Consider the following 15,279-nt stretch of genomic DNA (forward strand, 5'->3'; position numbering starts at 1 on the left):
CGCCCCCCGGGGGGGGTTGTCGGCCGGGCCCCCCCGCGGGCCCCCCCCGGCCGGGGGGGGGGGGGGCCCCCCCCCCCCCCCCCCGCGGCGCGTGCGCGTGCGGCCGCCTGCGGCGGCCCCCCTCAGCCGGGGACGGCCCTCAGTTGGGGACCGCGAGCAGCAGGGCGAAGCGGTCACCGGGGTCGGTCCACCACTGGCGGACGGTGAAGCCGCCCTCGTGGAGTTCCTCGGTCAGCGACTCGCGGCGGAATTTGCAGGACAGCTCCGTGCGCAGGTCCTCGCCCGCGGAGAGTTCGAGGTTCAGGTCGAGCTCGGGGATCTTGACGGTCTGGGCGGTGCGGGCGCGCAGCCGCATCTCGATGCGCTCCTCGTCGGGATTCCACAGGGCGACGTGGTCGAAGGCGGCGGGGTCGAAGTCGGCGCCCAGCTCGCGGTTGAGCACGTGGAGGACGTTCTTGTTGAACTCGGCGGTGACGCCCTGCGCGTCGTCGTAGGCGCGGACCAGCACATCCGGGTCCTTGACCAGGTCGGCGCCGAGCAGCAGCACGTCGTCGCTGCTCAGCGCGAGCGACAAGGTGCGGTAGAAGGCGCGCCGCTGGCCGGCGTCGAAATTGCCGATGGTGCTGCCGAGGAAGGCCAGCAGCCGCGGCCCCGGCTCGTCCGACACCGGCAGGCCGCCCTCGAAGTCGGCGACCGTCGCGGTGACCTCCAGCCCCGGGTAGTCGAGGCAGATCGCCTCGCCCGCCTCCGCCAGCGCGGAACCGCTCACGTCGAGGGGCGCGTACCTGACCAGGCTGCCGCCCGCGGTGAGCGCGTCGAGCAGCAGGCGCGTCTTGCGGGACGAGCCGGAGCCCAGCTCGATCAGGGTGCTCGGCCGGGTCAGCGCGGCGATCTCGGGGGCGCGCCGGGTGAGGATCTCCTGCTCCGCGCGGGTCGGGTAGTACTCGGGCAGCCGGGTGATCTCCTCGAAGAGGTCGCTGCCGCGCTTGTCGTAGAACCACTTCGGCGGCAGGGTGCGGGGCGGCCGGCTCAGGCCCTTGCGTACGTCGGCGTGCAGCGAGTCGGTGAAGTAGCCGGCGGGCAGCCGGTCGTCGAGGGTGAAGCGGCTCTCGGGCATGCGGTGTCGCTCCTTGCGGTCGGCGGCCCCCGGGGGACGCAGCGGAATGATCCGTACTCCTGCGGTGGTGGCCAGCAGCAGCGAACGGTCGGGGACTTCCCGCCATTCGCCGAACGCGGGGCCCTGCCCCGCCCCCGTTCCCCCGTCGGGGTGCCCGGGGCCGGACAAGGGCCGCTGCCGGGCCGCGGGCGCGGCGGCGGGCTCCTCGTCCGGCTCCGAGGCGACCAGGGCCGCACCGGGGCCTGTGCGGTACCAGAGGGTGTCGCCCCAGGCGGTGGCCGCGATGGTGCGGCCGTCGGTGAGCAGGAGGTTCAGCCGGGCGTCCGGGCGGGCCGCGGCGACCCGCCGGACGACCGACGCCAGCGCACCGCCGGGCGGCTGGCCCTGCCGCAGCAGCGCGGTGAGCATCGCCCACAGCGCCGCCGAGTCGCTGCGCGCGTCGAGGCCGAGCAGCTCCGCGTCGCTCAGCCCGGTGGGCAGCCGGGTCCAGTCCCTGACGGCCCCGTTGTGGCTGAAGAGCCAGCGGCCGTCCCTGAAGGGCGCGGCGGCCGACTCCTCCTGCGTGGTCCCCTCGGTCGCCGAGCGCACCGCGGCCAGGACCGCCCCGCTGCGGATCGCGGGGGCGAGCTCGGCGAAGTTGGCGTCCGCCCATACGGGCAGGGCGCGCCGGTAGCGGACGGGCTGCACGAAGCCGGTGCCGTCGTCCTGGTCGGGCGGATACCAGCCGACGCCGAAGCCGTCGACGTTGACCGTGCCGTGGCGCTGCCGCCGGGGCCGCCACGACTGCTCGTACAGGCCGTGCGTGGGCCTGACCAGCAGCCGGTCGAGCGACACCGGCGGTCCGACGTAGGCCAGATGCCGGCACATCAGCCGCGCCCGTCCCCGCGCGCCTCGTCGGGGCCGCCGTCCCTCGCGGTGCGGAAGCCCGCGAAGATCTGCCGCCGTACGGGGTAGTCCCAGTTGCGGAAGGTCGACCGGGCCGCCACCGGCGAGACGCCGAAGGCGCCGCCGCGCAGCACCTTGTAGTCGGGGCCGAAGAAGACGTCGGAGTACTCCTTGTAGGGGAAGGCCGCGAAGCCGGGGTAGGGGGCGAAATCGGACGCGGTCCACTCCCACACGTCACCGACCAGCTGCCGGACGCCGCTGGGCGCGGCTCCCGCGGGGTAGCTGCCGGCGGGGGCGGGGCGCAGGTGGCGCTGGCCGAGGTTGGCGTGCTCCGGGCCGGGGTCCGCGTCGCCCCAGGGGTAGCGGCGGGAGCGGCCGGCGGCCGGGTCGTGCCTGGCTGCCTTCTCCCACTCGGCCTCGGTGGGCAGCCTGCGGCCCGCCCAGCGGGCGTAGGCGTCGGCCTCGTACCAGCACACGTGCAGCACCGGCTCGTCCGCGGGTACGGGCTCGGTGCGGCCGAAGCGGCGGCGGGTCCAGCCCTCGCCGTCCGGCTCCCAGAACAGCGGCGCGACCAGGCCGGCCTCGTGGACGTGCCGCCAGCCCTCGGGGGTCCACCAGGCCGGGTCGTCGTAGCCGCCCGCGGCGATGAACTCGGCGTACGCGCCGTTGGTGACCGGCACGGTGTCCAGCCAGAAGCCGGGCACGTCCACGGTGTGCGCGGGCAGCTCGTTGTCCAGCGCCCACGGCTCGGTGCTGGTGCCCATGGTGAAGGGGCCGCCGGGTATGCGGACCTCGGCGGGCAGCAGCGCCGCGTCGGCGGGCGCGGGCGGCGGCTCCGGCGCGTCCAGCACCGGTGGGCCGGTGCGGAGCTGGTGGGTGGCGAGCATCGTCTCGTCGTGCTGCTGCTCGTGCTGGGCGAGCATGCCGAAGACGAAGGCGTTGGCGAGCAGGCGTTCCGGCTGGTCGGGGCTGGTGTCGACGGTGCCGAGCACTTCCGTGGTCTGCTCGCGCACCGCGGCGAGGTAGGCGCGGGCCTCGGCCGGGCCGAGCAGCGGCAGGGCGGGGCGGTCGGCGCGCGGCGTACGGAACGCGTCGTAGACGTGGTCGAGGTCGGGGCGCAGTCCCGGACGCCCGCCGGCCTCACGGACCAGCCACAGCTCCTCCTGGTTGCCGATGTGGGCGAGGTCCCACACCAGCGGGGACATCAGGGGGGAGTGCTGGGCGGTCAGGTCGTGCTCGTCGACACTGTCGGTGAGCGTCTCCGTCCGCCGCCGGGCCGCTTCGAGGGCCGCGAGCGCCATGCCGGACGGTGACCGGGTGGCGGAAGCGGCAGGTGTGCCCTGAGTGGCTGGAGTGGTAGCCGTCGGGGCCGTACTGCTGGTACTGGTGGTGCGAGGGTTTGTCACGACATACCTTCCGGAAGGTCAGACGCGTGACAGCGCGTCCAACTGGTCGTGTGCGGGACATCGGCCGCGGTCCGCGTACCGCTCGGCGAATCCGGCGACCGCCGCGCGCAGCGCCGCGGGAGCGTCGGAGCGCGCCAGCGCGCTCTCCGCCACGGTGAAGCAGGAGCGGACGGCCTTGCCGAGGTCGGGGTCGGCCGGGCCGACCCTGGCGGCTCGCCGCCAGACCTCGTCGGGCGGGAGCGGCTGCCCGTCCGGGCACAGGGATTCCGTGGCCGCGAACGCGGCGTCGGCGGCGACCGGATCGTCCAGCAGGGTCGCCGTGAGCACGGTCGGGACCACCCAGCCGTCGCCGTCCTGGGCGTCGGTCATCCGCAGCTCCAGCCAGCCGCGCGGCCGCACCGGCGGGAAGAGCGTACTGAGGTGGTAGTCCAGGTCGTCGGTTGTCGGCCGGCGCAGGCCGGGGACGGCGCCGCGCAGCCAGCCGCGGAAAGTGAGGCCCGGGGGCGCGCTCCAGTCGGCGGCGCCTGCGGCCCCACGGGCGCCTTCGGCGTCCGCGGCCCCGCGGACGCACAGCACCCGCGCGTCCAGCGCGTAGCGCGCCCAGGCGGCGCGCGGCTCCTGGTCGTGGCCGGGTGCGCGGGTGCGCCCCGGGTCCATGGCCGCCCAGGTCGCCTGCCGGGTGGAGACCCAGCCGGTCGGGCGCCCGTCGCTGAGCGGCGAATTGGCGAAGGCCGCCACCAGGACCGGGCCGATCCGGTGCGCGAGCTCCCAGCGCCGCCGGTAGCCGGTGACGGACCGGGAGTCGTCCCCGCTGTCCAGGTTGACCTGGAGGGACGCGGTGCGGCGCATCATGGTGCGCCCCCATGGCCCCTCGCGGTCGAAGAAGCCCTCCATCGCCGCGTAGCGGGGGTCGTCCAGGAGCCTGGGCGGGGTCCTGTAGGGGTCGAGGCCGCGGCCGGTGAGGACCAGGCCGGCCCGGTCCATCGCCTCGCGCAGGGCCGCGACATCGGCGGCCATCGCCTCGACACATTCGGTGAGCGAATCGGCGGGCGGGGAGCTCAGCTCCACCTGGCCACCCGGTTCGCGGGTGATTCTGCTGCCCCGGGGCATCGCACCGGGCACTTCGACCGGCGCGAGTGCCGCGTCCAGCCGGTCGGCCGTCATCACTATTCGGGGATCCGAGCGGTCATGCACCAACCACTCCAGTTCCACCCCGGTGCGTGCGGGCGGTCCGGTCTTGAAACAGACGCCCCGAACGTGGGCTTCCGCTTCGTCCTCCAGCAGGTCGGCTGTCATCGATCCACCTCCTGTTCGCTCTCCTTCGGAGATTTCCGCGGGATTTTTTCCCTTTGCGGTCTACCCCGATGCGAGGACATGTCACATGTTGCTGCCGCAATTTTAGTTGGCCCTGTGACGAGATGGTCTTACGTATTCATGAACGTTCCCAGGTCTGGCTGACGGCACCCGGCGTCCATGCGACGGGCGGGCCATAGCACCCTGAATCACCGTGATCAGGATCATACGCGGAGTGATGGTGCACGGCCTCCCGTACGGTCCGCCGTGCCGTCCCCGCCGCTGTCCTGCCGCGGCCTCCCCGCGGCTTGGCGTAGGGCGATGCCCCGGCGGTGATCCACAGCCGACCGGCTACGCTGCCCGTGTACGCAATACGAGCCGAGCACCACGTCAGCGCCAGCGGAGCCGCCCGCGAAGCGCCGTCCCAGCACCCCGCCAGAAGCCAGATCAGCGACAGGAGCACCCCTCGTGAACGTCGTCGGGCCACCCTTCGGGCTGAGCGTGTGGGACCCCGCTCTGGACGCCGACATCGGCGCAGGACTCGCGGCGGTGGAACAGGGCCTCATGGAGGCCACCAAGAGCGACGTCCCCTTCATCACGGACGCCGCGCGGCATCTGCTGCAGGCGGGCGGTAAGCGCTTCCGGCCACTCCTGGTCATGCTCGGCGCCCAGTTCGGCGACCCGTTCGCCCCCGGCGTGGTGCCGTCCGCTGTGGTCGTCGAACTCACCCACCTGGCCACGCTCTACCACGACGACGTCATGGACGAGGCCGACGCCCGCCGCGGCGTGCCCAGCGCCAACACCCGCTGGGGGAATTCGGTCGCCGTGCTGACCGGCGACTTCCTCTTCTCCCGCGCCTCGCACATCCTCGCCGACCTCGGCCCCGAGGCCGTCCGGGTGCAGGCCGAGTCCTTCGAACGCCTGGTCACCGGGCAGATCCTGGAGACGGTCGGCCCGCGCGACGGGCGCGACCCGCTGGACCACTACCTGGAGGTGCTGGCCGGCAAGACCAGCTCCCTGATGGCGGTCTCCGGGCGGTTCGGCGCGATGATGTCGGGCGCGGACGAGTCCGTGGTGCACACGCTGACCCAGTACGGCGAGCGCATCGGCATCGCCTTCCAGCTCGCCGACGACGTCCTCGACATCGCAAGCGACAGCCACGAGTCGGGCAAGACCCCGGGCACCGACCTGCGCGAGGGCATCCCCACGCTGCCGGTGCTGCACGTGCGCAAGCGCTACGCGCAGGCCGGCGGCGCCGTCTCGGCCGACGACCGGCGGCTGATCGAGCTGCTCGACGGCGACCTCACGAACGACACGCTGCACGCCGAGGCGCTGGGCCTGCTGCGGGCCCACCCGGCGCTCGACCAGGCGCGGCAGGACTCGCTGCGGTACGCCGCGGAGGCGCGGGCCGCGCTGGCGCCGCTGCCCGAGGGGCCGGCCAAGCAGGCGCTGGCCGGGCTGTGCGACGCCGTGGTGCACCGGGCGGGCTGAGCACGCGGCGGGCGGCGCACTCGCCGCCTGCGCCCCCGGGCGGGCTGAGCAGGTGCTGCCTGCGCGCTGGCCGGACTGTGCGACGCCGTGGTGCACCGGGCGGGCTGAGCAGGCGCTGCCTGCGCACCGGGCGTTGCTGAGCACGCGGCGCCTGGCCGCCGATGCCGTACGGCCCGCGCCGACCGCCGCTGCCGTCCTTCGCCGGCCGCCGCCGTCCCCGGCTTTCACCGCCGGGTCGGGCGCCCCTGAGAGAGGGTCAGGGGCGCTACTCCGGAACGTGTACGGGACGCGGGAGTGTCATCCCGCAGGCGTACACGGAGTTGGCCCCCGGGGCTGATGTGGCGGAGCGGCCGATTTGGTGGGATGGATACACACCACTTCGGGGCGGACCGGGCGACAATGGCCGGGGGAGTGGACGAGTGCAGGACAGCGAACCGCCGCTGACGACGGAGGTAAAGACGCAATGGCACTGATCCAACCGGCACAGCCGGAGGCGCACGAGCCCGAGGGAGGGCAGCGCAGGCGCAAGGCACTGCGCTATGCCGTCCCTGTGGCGGTCGTGGGCGTGACCGCCGCGACCATCGGACTGGTCCCAGCGCTCGCGGACAGCGGCGACCCGTCTCTGCCATCCCTCACCGCCCAGCAGATCCTGACCAGGATCGCCGCCTCCGACACCCAGACCGTGGACGGCACGGTCAAGATCAGCACCGACCTGGGCCTGCCCTCGGCCCTGTCGGGGGGCACCGCGAGCGGCATGTTCGGCGGCGCGGCGGCGCCGCCTGCGTTCGGCTCGCCCGACGGTTCGCGGGCCGACCCGCAGCGCCAGTTCACCCAGTTGCTGATCGGCAGCCACACCCTGCATGTCGCGGCCGACGGCCAGGACCGGCAGAAGGTCTCGATCATCGAGCCCGCCGCCGAGTACAGCGTGATCCACAACGGCTCCCAGGTGTGGGCGTATGACAGCTCGTCCAACGAGGCGTATCACTCCACGCTGCCGGCCAGGGACGCCAAGGCCCAGTCCCACCGGCAGCTGCCCGACGACTTCCCCTCGACGCCGCAGGCCGCCGCCGAGCAGATCATCAAGGCGTCCGACGGCACCGCGTCGTTCACCGCAGACGGCACCGCCAGGGTGGCAGGGCGCAGCGCCTACGTGCTGCTGATCCGCCCGCAGAACGCGCCGGACACCACGATCGACTCGATAAGGATCGCGGTCGACTCCAAGACCGGGGTGCCGCTGAAGTTCACGCTGCAGCCCAAGGGCAACGGCAAGGCGGCCTTCGAGGCCGCCTACACCAAGGTGAGTTTCGGCAAGCCGGCCGCGAGCACCTTCACCTTCACCCCGCCCAAGGGAGTGAAGGTGACCGAGGAGAGCGACAAGGCCAGCAAGGACAGCTCGCACGCCCCGATGTCCGGCCTCGGCGAACCCAGCTACAGCGGTTCCGGCTGGGACACCGTGGCGGTCTTCAAGAGCAAGGGCGCGCTGCCGTCCGACGGTCACAAGAATCACAAGGGCGGCCCCGCGGACATGCTCGGCGGCTTCGGCAAGCAGGTCAGCGGCGCCTTCGGCTCCGGCACCCTCTTCCACACCCGGCTGGTCAATGTGCTGCTGACGCAGGACGGCTCGATCTACGCCGGTGCGGTCGACCAGTCCGCGCTGACCGCGGCCGCGAACAGCGCCGCGCGATGACACCGGTGGCCCCGCCACCCGGCGGGGCCACCGCACCCGGGCGGCCGGGCCGGTCCGGTCCGGCCGCCCGGGTGGGCCGCCGCCCGGCCGACTCCTGCCGGATTCCCGGGCCGGTCCCGCGCCGATTCCGCCCCGCTGACGAAGGAGAGCGATGGGACAGCCGCCCGACGCGGACGGTCCGACGCCCGACGTGGTGATCGAGACCCGCGGCCTGGCCAAGCAGTATCGGGGCACGCTCGCCGTGGACGGCCTCGACCTGCGGGTGCCGCGCGGCAGCGTGTTCGGCTTCCTCGGGCCGAACGGCTCGGGCAAGACGACCACGATCCGGATGCTGATGGGCCTGATCGAGCCGACCGCGGGCACCGCCCGCGTGCTGGGGCGGCCCATGCCGCGCTCCACCCGTGCCGTGCTGCCGAAGGTCGGCGCACTGATCGAGGGGCCCGCGCTCTACGGCTTCCTGTCCGGCCGGGACAATCTGCTGCGCTACGACGCCGCCGACCCGACGGCCGATCCGCGGACCCGCAGGGCCCGGGTGGGCTCTGCGCTCGACCGGGTCGGGCTGACCGCGGCGGCGGCGAAGAAGGCCAAGGCGTATTCGCTCGGCATGAAGCAGCGGCTCGGACTGGCCTCCGCACTGCTCCAGCCGCGCGAGCTGCTGGTGCTGGACGAGCCGACCAACGGCCTCGACCCGCAGGGCATGCGGGAGATCCGGGCCCTGGTCAGGGAGCTGGCGGAGGACGGCACCACCGTCTTCCTCTCCTCGCACCTGCTGGACGAGATCGAGCAGGTCTGCACCCATGCCGCCGTGATGGCCCGCGGCCGGCTGATCACCCAGGGGCCGGTCGCCGACCTGTCCGCGGGCACCCGCGGCCGGCTGGCGGTCACCACTCCCGACCCGGCCGAGGCCGTCCGGGTGCTGACCGGGCATGGGGTGACGGAGCTGGACACCGATCCGCACAGCGGTGTGGTGACCGGCGAGCTGCCGGCCGAACCGCCCGACCTGGCGGAGCTGAACGCCGCACTGGTCGCGGCCGGTGTGCGGGTGCGCGGCTTCGGGATACAGCGGGCCTCGCTCGAGGACGCGTTCGTGGCACTGACAGGGGAGGGTTTCGATGTCGCGGGCTGAGACCTCCGCAGGCACCGGTGCGGACACCGGGACGGTTGCCGGCGCGCACGACGAGGGGGAGCGGACCGCCCCCGCAGCGCGCCACGACCGGGCGCGCGTCCCGGCTCCGCCCGAATCCCGGCGGGCCCGGGCGGTGTGGTCGCTCGGCCTTTTCGGGTCCGAGCTGCTGATCGTCTTCCGCCGGGCCAGGACCCTTGCACTGCTCGGGGTGCTCGCCGGGGTGCCGGTGCTGGTCGGTATCGCGGTGCGGATCGAGACCCGCGGCGGCGGCTCGGTCGGCGGCAATGACGGCGGCGGCCCGGCATTCCTCGAACAGATCAGCAACAACGGCCTGTTCCTCGCCTTCGCCTCGCTCGCCGCGACGCTGCCCTTCTTCCTCCCGATGTCCATCGGCGTGGTCGCCGGCGACTCCCTCGCGGGTGAGGCCAGCACCGGCACCCTGCGCTATCTGCTGGTCGCCCCGGCCGGCCGCACCCGCCTGCTGCTCGCCAAGTACGCCTCGGTGCTGACCTTCTGCGTCGCCGCGACCCTGGTGGTGGTGCTGTCCGCGGTCATCGTCGGCTTCACGCTCTTCCCAGTCGGCGACGTGACCCTGCTGTCCGGCAACACCGTCCCGCTGTCCGACGGCATCCTGCGCGGCCTGCTGATCGCGTTGCTGGTCGCGGCCTCGCTCATCGGCCTCGGCGCGCTGGGGCTGTTCATCTCGACCCTCACCGACAGCGGCATCAGTGCGATGGCCGCCACGGTCGGGCTGCTGATCACCATCCAGATCATCAACAACATCCCGCAGCTGCACGCGCTCCAGCCCTACCTCTTCCCGCACTACTGGCTGAGCTTCGCCGATGTCATGCGCGCACCCGTCATCTGGAGCGGCATCCTCAAGAATCTCGCCCTCCAGCTGGTCTACGCGGCCGTCTTCGGCTCGGCCGCCTGGGCGCGCTTCACCACCCGCGACGTGACGGCGTAATCGGGCGCCCGTCCCGCCCTGGCGCCTCGTCGGGCCGGGGCGCCGGGGCGGGTCCCTCCCCCCGCGAGGGACCCGCGCCCGAGGCGGCCCCGTAGGGCCGGGATTTCACGGCGTGAAGAAAGTCTTCGCGCGCAGTGCCGCATCCTCGTCGGCGCTGATCTGGCCGGGCCGGCTCCCGCTGGCCAGCAGCACTCCGCGGAAGTCCATCCGCATGTAGCGGGCGGTTTTCGCGAGGGTGCCGACCAGCGGGTCGGCGTCCGTGTGGTCGGCGCCCGCGAGGGCGGTGACGCCCCACAGGGTGCGGCCGGCCATCCGGGCCCGGAAGTCCAGTCCGGGGACGCGCATCCAGCCGGACCAGTGGTCGAGGTATTGCTTGGTCGGCGTCGAGACCGAATACCAGTACAGCGGCGAGGCGATGACCAGGTCGGTCGCGTCGAGCGTGGCGTCCAGCAGGGTACGGGCGTGGCCGGTGGGCGCCGGATACGAGCCGTCGCCGTCGTGCCGCAGGTCGGCGAAGTCCGGCAGCCGCATGTCCGCGAGCCGCACCCAGTGCTGCTCCACATGGGAGGGCAGCTGGTCGGCTGCCTGCTGCGCGAGTGATTCGGTGTTCCCACCCGTGCGGGTGCTGCCGAGCAGGAAGAGGAATCGTCGCCCCGAGAAGTCATGCATGTGCATATATTGCGCGCGCATCAATCCTGGAGTCAAGTCGAGGCCGGTGCCGGCGGCGCCTCGGGAGGTGGGGACCGGCGCCCCGGCCGCCGGGGCGGTCCTCCGGGGCCGGGCCGCGGGCTCGGGCCTTGGGCCGGTTCATGCGGCCGGTCGACGCCTCGGCCTGCGGCGGCCGGCCGACAGCGACGGTCAGGGGCGAAGGTCCGGCCCGAAGAGTTCGGTCAGGCGGTGGCCGAGTAGCGGGGCGAGGGCGTCGGCGCAGCCTTCGGACAGGTGGCTGTCGTCGCGGTAGACCAGGGTGTTGCCCAGCAGGATCGGGCAGCTGCCGGCGCGGGTGCACAACCAGGGCACGGGGTCGATCACCGAGGCGCCGGCCGACCTCGCCGCGTCCCCGGCCGCCTGCTGCCGGGTCGGGTCGTGGACGGCCCCGGGCAGGTGGTTGGCGCACTGCCCGAGTCGCGTCGGGTGGTTCGCCGCGCAGTCGACGGCGTCCGATGTCGGCCAGGGCGTGTCCAGCAGCGCGGCGACACGGGCCCCTGAATTCCCGAGCCTTTCGTAGACGGAGCGGTACCCGTCGGTCCACTGCCGCAGGAGGTCGGCCGCCGGGTGGACGGGGTCGCCCGCGTCCGAGGACGACACGAGCACCAGTGCGGGGTGCAGGCTGTCGATCCGGGCCATCGCCCGCTCCCGCCACACGTCGCAGGCCGTGTAGGGGCCGCCGTGGTAGACGATCGTCACGGCTGCGGTCTTGCAGGACGCCTTCGTCAGCGACACCAGCTTCCAGTGGCGCTCCCGCGCCAGCCGGTCGAGCGCGGGGAACCACTGGGCCGCGTGGGAGTCGCCGAAGAGCACGACGGCCGTGGACGCGGCGGGGTCGCCGTAGACGCAGCCGGGTGGCGGCTGCGTGCCCTGATAGTCCACGTGGCAGCCGTCGCGGTAGACCGCCGAGCGTACGGGCCGGATCCGGTCGAGGGCCGGTGTGAGGTTGCCGGGCAGGACGCTGCCTGACGTCTCCAGGAGCCGGTCCAGCTGCCGCAGCGGGTCCGCCGCCACGGTGATCTGCTGCCTCAGGTCGGGCGCCGGGCGTCCGGCCTCGATGGCCGGTGGGAAGAGCGACGCGGTCAGCGCGATGGCGGCGGCGCCCGCCGACAGGCCGCCGCCGAGCCGCAGCGCGCGTCCCGGCCGGCCGCGGAAGGCCGGGTGGAAGCGCACCGGGTTCTCCACCAGGCGCAGCGTCGCCCAGGCCGCGGCCAGGGCGACCGCGCACAGCAGCAGGGCCGGTCCGACGCCCGCGGTCATGCCCAGCGCCTCGGGCCCGATGACGAGCAGCGGCCAGTGCCACAGATACCAGCCGTAGGACAGCCCGCCGAGCCCGGCGACCGGCCGTCTGGCGAGCAGCCACCCGGCGCCGTAGGGATCGGGCGAGCAGCCGCCGGCCAGCACCAGGACGGCCCCGGACACCGGCAGCAGCGCGAAGGGCCCGGGGAAGCGGGTGTCGCTGCTGTAGCCGAGGGCAGCCGCCAGGACGCAGGCCAGGCCGGTCCAGGTCATGGCCGCGCAGAGCGGGGCGGGCAGCCGGTCCAGGTGCCCGGCGCCGAGGGCGAGCAGTGCCCCCGCGCCGAGTTCCCAGAAGCGGGGGTGCGACGCGAAGTACCCCCAGGACGGCGAGTCGTGCGTGAGCGTGAGGTTCAGCCGGAAGGACACCAGGCACAGGGCGGTGAGCAGCACCGCGGGAAGCACCCGGCGGCGGCCCGCACGCCAGCCGAGCAGCAGGAGCAGCGGCCAGACCAGGTAGAACTGCTCCTCGACGGCCAGCGACCAGAAGTGCTGGAAGGGCGAGGGGGGACTGGTCTCGTTGAGGTAGTCGGTGCCGCCCGCGGCCAGCCGGAAGTTCACCGTGTACAGGGCGCTGCTCAGCGCGTCGCCCGCGTACTCCTCGAAGCGGATCTTCGACAGGAAGAGCCAGGAGCCGGCGAGCGTGGCGAGGACGACGAGCGTCGAGGCGGGCAGCAGCCGCAGTGTGCGGCGGGCGTAGAAGGCGCGGATCGATATTCGGCCGGTTCCGGACAACTCGCGCAGCAGCAGGGAGGTGATGAGGAAACCGGAGACGACGAAGAAGACGTCGACCCCGATGTACCCACCGCCGACCGCGCCCACCCCGGCGTGCGCGAGGACGACGAGCGACACCGCGACCGCCCGGAGCCCCTGGATGTCGAGCCGCACCGGGTGCGCCCCGGATCGGGTCACCGCCTGCCGGCCGCCGCGCCGGGGGGCCGGAATCCCGCGCGAGGACACGCGGGAGGGAGTCGTCACTGTGCTTTTCCTCGCGTCCTGCCCTGGTCCCGGTGGGAATGCGCAGCCCAGGAAATGACGCCGATACGTGGGGAATACCGGATGTGAATTCCGGGTGAACGGAATCGGGGAGGTCGGTTCCGTGGCCACAACCCGATGCGGGCTGGGTGTGTTTCACTGACGCTGAGGGATTATGTCCGACGGTCGTATCGCACGTCAATGCGAGAATTCAATGTTCCGCGCGGGAATGAATTCCACATCACGCGGAATCCCGTACTCCGTCAGCCGAATAGTCGAGGGAAGCGGCGGCAGCGACGTCAGGACCGGCCTCGGCGCCGGCAGCGGCTTGAGTGACGGCACCGGCACCGGCACCGGCACCGGCGGCGACAGCGGCGGACGCGGCGGCGGACGCCAGGTCGGCCCTGGTGCGGCGGGCGTTGCGTATGGCGTCGACCGTCAGCAGGGCGAGGGCCGCCCAGACCAGCAGGAAGCCCGCCCACTGCTCGGTGGACATCGTCTCGTGGAAGTGGAGGATGCCGATCAGGAACTGGAAGACCGGGGCCAGATACTGGAGCAGCCCGAGGGTGGACAGCGGCAGGCGGTTGGCCGACATGCCGAAGCAGACCAGGGGCACCGCGGTGACCAGGCCGGAAAGGGCCAGCAGGCCGGCGTGGCCGGGGCCGTGGTGGGTGAAGGTCGAGTCGCCGCGCGAGCCGAGGACCAGCAGGAAGGCGAAGGCGGGCAGGAACTGCACGGAGGTCTCGGCGGCCAGCGACTCCAGGCCGCCCATGGCGATCTTCTTCTTGACCAGGCCGTAGGTGCCGAAGGACAGCGCCAGGGTCAGCGCGATCCAGGGCAGTCGCCCGTAGCCGAAGGCCAGGACGGCGACGGCCGCGCAGCCGATGCCGACCGCGGTCCACTGCACGGGCCGCAGCCGCTCGTTCAGCACGAGGACGGCCAGTGCGATGGTGACCAGCGGGTTGATGAAGTAGCCGAGCGAGGTCTCGACGACGTGGCCGGCGTTGACCGCCCAGATGTACATGCCCCAGTTGACCGAGACCACGGTCGCGGCGACCGCGATCAGGGCGAGCCGGCGCGGCTGCCGTATCAGCTCGGCGATCCACGCCCACCGGCGCAGCGCCAGCAGCAGGACGGACACCACCACCAGCGACCACACCATCCGGTGGGCCAGGATCTCCATCGCCCCCGCGGGTTCGAGCAGCGGCCAGTAGAGCGGGAACAGGCCCCACAGCCCGTAGGCCGCGAAACCGTACGCAAGTCCTGCGCGCTTGTCGCCCATCGCCCGTCCTCCCCACGCCGCCGTACGCGGTGCGGGTACGGATGGCAGTCCGACGGTAGCGGTCAGGCCGCCGCGCTGCCAGGCCCGTATCGCGGATTGGTCCTGACGCCCGCCCCCGGGGCTACGCGCGCAGCCTGCGCAGCTCCTCCGCGACCGTCTCGCGCAGCGGCGTGGTCGGGCGGCCGATCAGCCGGGCCAGCTCACCGCTGGTGCCGGCCAGCAGGCCGCGCCCGATGGCCTGGTCCAGGTCGACGAGTACCGCGACGAAGTCCGCCGGCACCCCGACGCCGACCAGGATCTCCTGCCGCTCCTCCGCGCTCACGTCGCTGTAGGCGACCTCGCGGCCCGACAGCTCCGTGATGAGGGCCGCGTACTCGGGGAAGCTCCAGGCGACGTCGCCACTCAGCTCGTACACCCGGTTCTCGTGGCCCTCGCCCGAGACCGCCGCCGCCGCGGCGGCCGCGTAGTCCGCCCGCGCCGCGGTGGCGACCCGGCCGTCGCCCACGTTGCCGATCACCACGCCGTGTTCGAGGACCGCGGGCAGGTTCGCCGTGTAGACCTCGGTGTACCAGCCGTTGCGGAGGAAGACGTAGGGCAGCCCCGAGGCGAGGATGTGCTCCTCGGTGGCCTTGTGCTCGTCGGCGAGGAGGAAGTCGGCGGCCGGGCCGCCGAGGACGCCGGTGTACACCAGCAGCGCCACGCCCGCCTCCGCGGCCGCGTCGACCACGGCGGTGTGCTGGGGGACGCGGCGGCCGACCTCGTTCGCGGAGATCATCAGCACCCGGTCGCCGGCGGCGAAGGCGCCCTTGAGGGTCTCGGGCCGGTCGTAGTCCGCGATCCGCACTTCCACGCCGGCGGCGGCGAGATCCGCGGCCTTCCCCTCGTCCCGCGCCACCGCGGCGATCCCGGCGGGGGCGACCCCGCGCTCCAGCAGGTCTGCGATGACGAGGCGGCCGAGCTGGCCGGTGGCTCCGGTGACGACGATGCTCACGGTGGGTCTCCCGGTGGAGTGTGTTCCTGCGGTCGTGACCACCGTATCCGGGGCA

11 protein-coding genes and 1 pseudogene are annotated in these 15,279 nt (G+C 73.3%); 4 read left to right on the top strand and 8 right to left on the bottom strand.

Annotated elements, in window-relative coordinates; all coding sequences use genetic code 11:
- Positions 1 to 139 precede the first annotated feature (139 nt).
- From egtD to egtA, 4 genes and pseudogenes are all read right to left on the bottom strand, one after another.
- Positions 140 to 1,117, bottom strand: coding sequence for an L-histidine N(alpha)-methyltransferase (egtD, locus tag ACGFMP_RS19840; RefSeq protein WP_393674292.1), 978 nt, complete (start codon positions 1,115 to 1,117; stop codon positions 140 to 142).
- A 261-nt stretch (positions 1,118 to 1,378) separates the two neighbouring features.
- Positions 1,379 to 1,984, bottom strand: a pseudogene (gene egtC, locus ACGFMP_RS19845) (ergothioneine biosynthesis protein EgtC); the annotation flags it as partial.
- Entirely contained in the window at positions 1,984 to 3,303 is a 1,320-nt protein-coding gene (gene egtB, locus ACGFMP_RS19850) for an ergothioneine biosynthesis protein EgtB (RefSeq protein WP_393673927.1), read from the bottom strand. The pseudogene egtC and the gene egtB, both read right to left, overlap by 1 nt.
- A 123-nt stretch (positions 3,304 to 3,426) precedes the next feature.
- On the bottom strand, positions 3,427 to 4,704 hold the full coding sequence (egtA, locus tag ACGFMP_RS19855; protein ID WP_393673928.1) for an ergothioneine biosynthesis glutamate--cysteine ligase EgtA: 1,278 nt from the start codon (positions 4,702 to 4,704) through the stop codon (positions 3,427 to 3,429).
- Positions 4,705 to 5,169: 465 nt separating this feature from the next.
- Here egtA and ACGFMP_RS19860 point away from each other — a divergent pair, with 465 nt between their 5' ends.
- From ACGFMP_RS19860 to ACGFMP_RS19875, 4 genes are all read left to right on the top strand, one after another.
- Positions 5,170 to 6,192: a polyprenyl synthetase family protein gene (locus ACGFMP_RS19860; protein ID WP_393673930.1), complete on the top strand. Its 1,023-nt coding sequence runs from the start codon at positions 5,170 to 5,172 to the stop codon at positions 6,190 to 6,192.
- 463 nt (positions 6,193 to 6,655) lie between these two features.
- The gene (locus ACGFMP_RS19865) at positions 6,656 to 7,879 is read left to right on the top strand and encodes an outer membrane lipoprotein carrier protein LolA (protein WP_393673932.1); all 1,224 of its coding nucleotides are present in this window, start codon (positions 6,656 to 6,658) and stop codon (positions 7,877 to 7,879) included.
- A gap of 151 nt (positions 7,880 to 8,030) precedes the next feature.
- On the top strand, positions 8,031 to 9,005 hold the full coding sequence (locus tag ACGFMP_RS19870) for an ABC transporter ATP-binding protein (RefSeq protein WP_393673934.1): 975 nt from the start codon (positions 8,031 to 8,033) through the stop codon (positions 9,003 to 9,005).
- A complete protein-coding gene (locus tag ACGFMP_RS19875) occupies positions 8,992 to 9,972 on the top strand; it encodes an ABC transporter permease (RefSeq protein ID WP_393673936.1) in 981 nt (326 codons plus the stop codon). Before ACGFMP_RS19870 ends, ACGFMP_RS19875 begins: the two co-directional genes overlap by 14 nt.
- 105 nt (positions 9,973 to 10,077) lie before the next feature.
- Here the strand turns inward: ACGFMP_RS19875 and ACGFMP_RS19880 are convergent, their stop codons facing one another.
- The 4 genes from ACGFMP_RS19880 to ACGFMP_RS19895 all read right to left on the bottom strand — a co-directional run bounded on the left by ACGFMP_RS19880 (position 10,078) and on the right by ACGFMP_RS19895 (position 15,224).
- Positions 10,078 to 10,641 carry a flavodoxin family protein gene (locus ACGFMP_RS19880; RefSeq protein WP_393673938.1) on the bottom strand — a complete coding sequence of 188 codons (564 nt, stop codon included), beginning with the start codon at positions 10,639 to 10,641 and terminating at the stop codon, positions 10,078 to 10,080.
- Positions 10,642 to 10,830: 189 nt separating this feature from the next.
- Positions 10,831 to 12,954, bottom strand: a complete 2,124-nt coding sequence (locus ACGFMP_RS19885) for an acyltransferase family protein (protein WP_393673939.1) — start codon at positions 12,952 to 12,954, stop codon at positions 10,831 to 10,833.
- Positions 12,955 to 13,192: 238 nt separating this feature from the next.
- The gene (rarD, locus tag ACGFMP_RS19890; RefSeq protein WP_393673940.1) at positions 13,193 to 14,233 is read right to left on the bottom strand and encodes an EamA family transporter RarD; all 1,041 of its coding nucleotides are present in this window, start codon (positions 14,231 to 14,233) and stop codon (positions 13,193 to 13,195) included.
- Between the two features lie 121 nt (positions 14,234 to 14,354).
- Positions 14,355 to 15,224: an SDR family oxidoreductase gene (locus ACGFMP_RS19895; protein WP_393673942.1), complete on the bottom strand. Its 870-nt coding sequence runs from the start codon at positions 15,222 to 15,224 to the stop codon at positions 14,355 to 14,357.
- Between the last annotated feature and the right edge of the window lie 55 nt (positions 15,225 to 15,279).

Source organism: Streptomyces sp. NPDC049040, from assembly GCF_043197715.1.
Classification (GTDB): domain Bacteria; phylum Actinomycetota; class Actinomycetes; order Streptomycetales; family Streptomycetaceae; genus Actinacidiphila.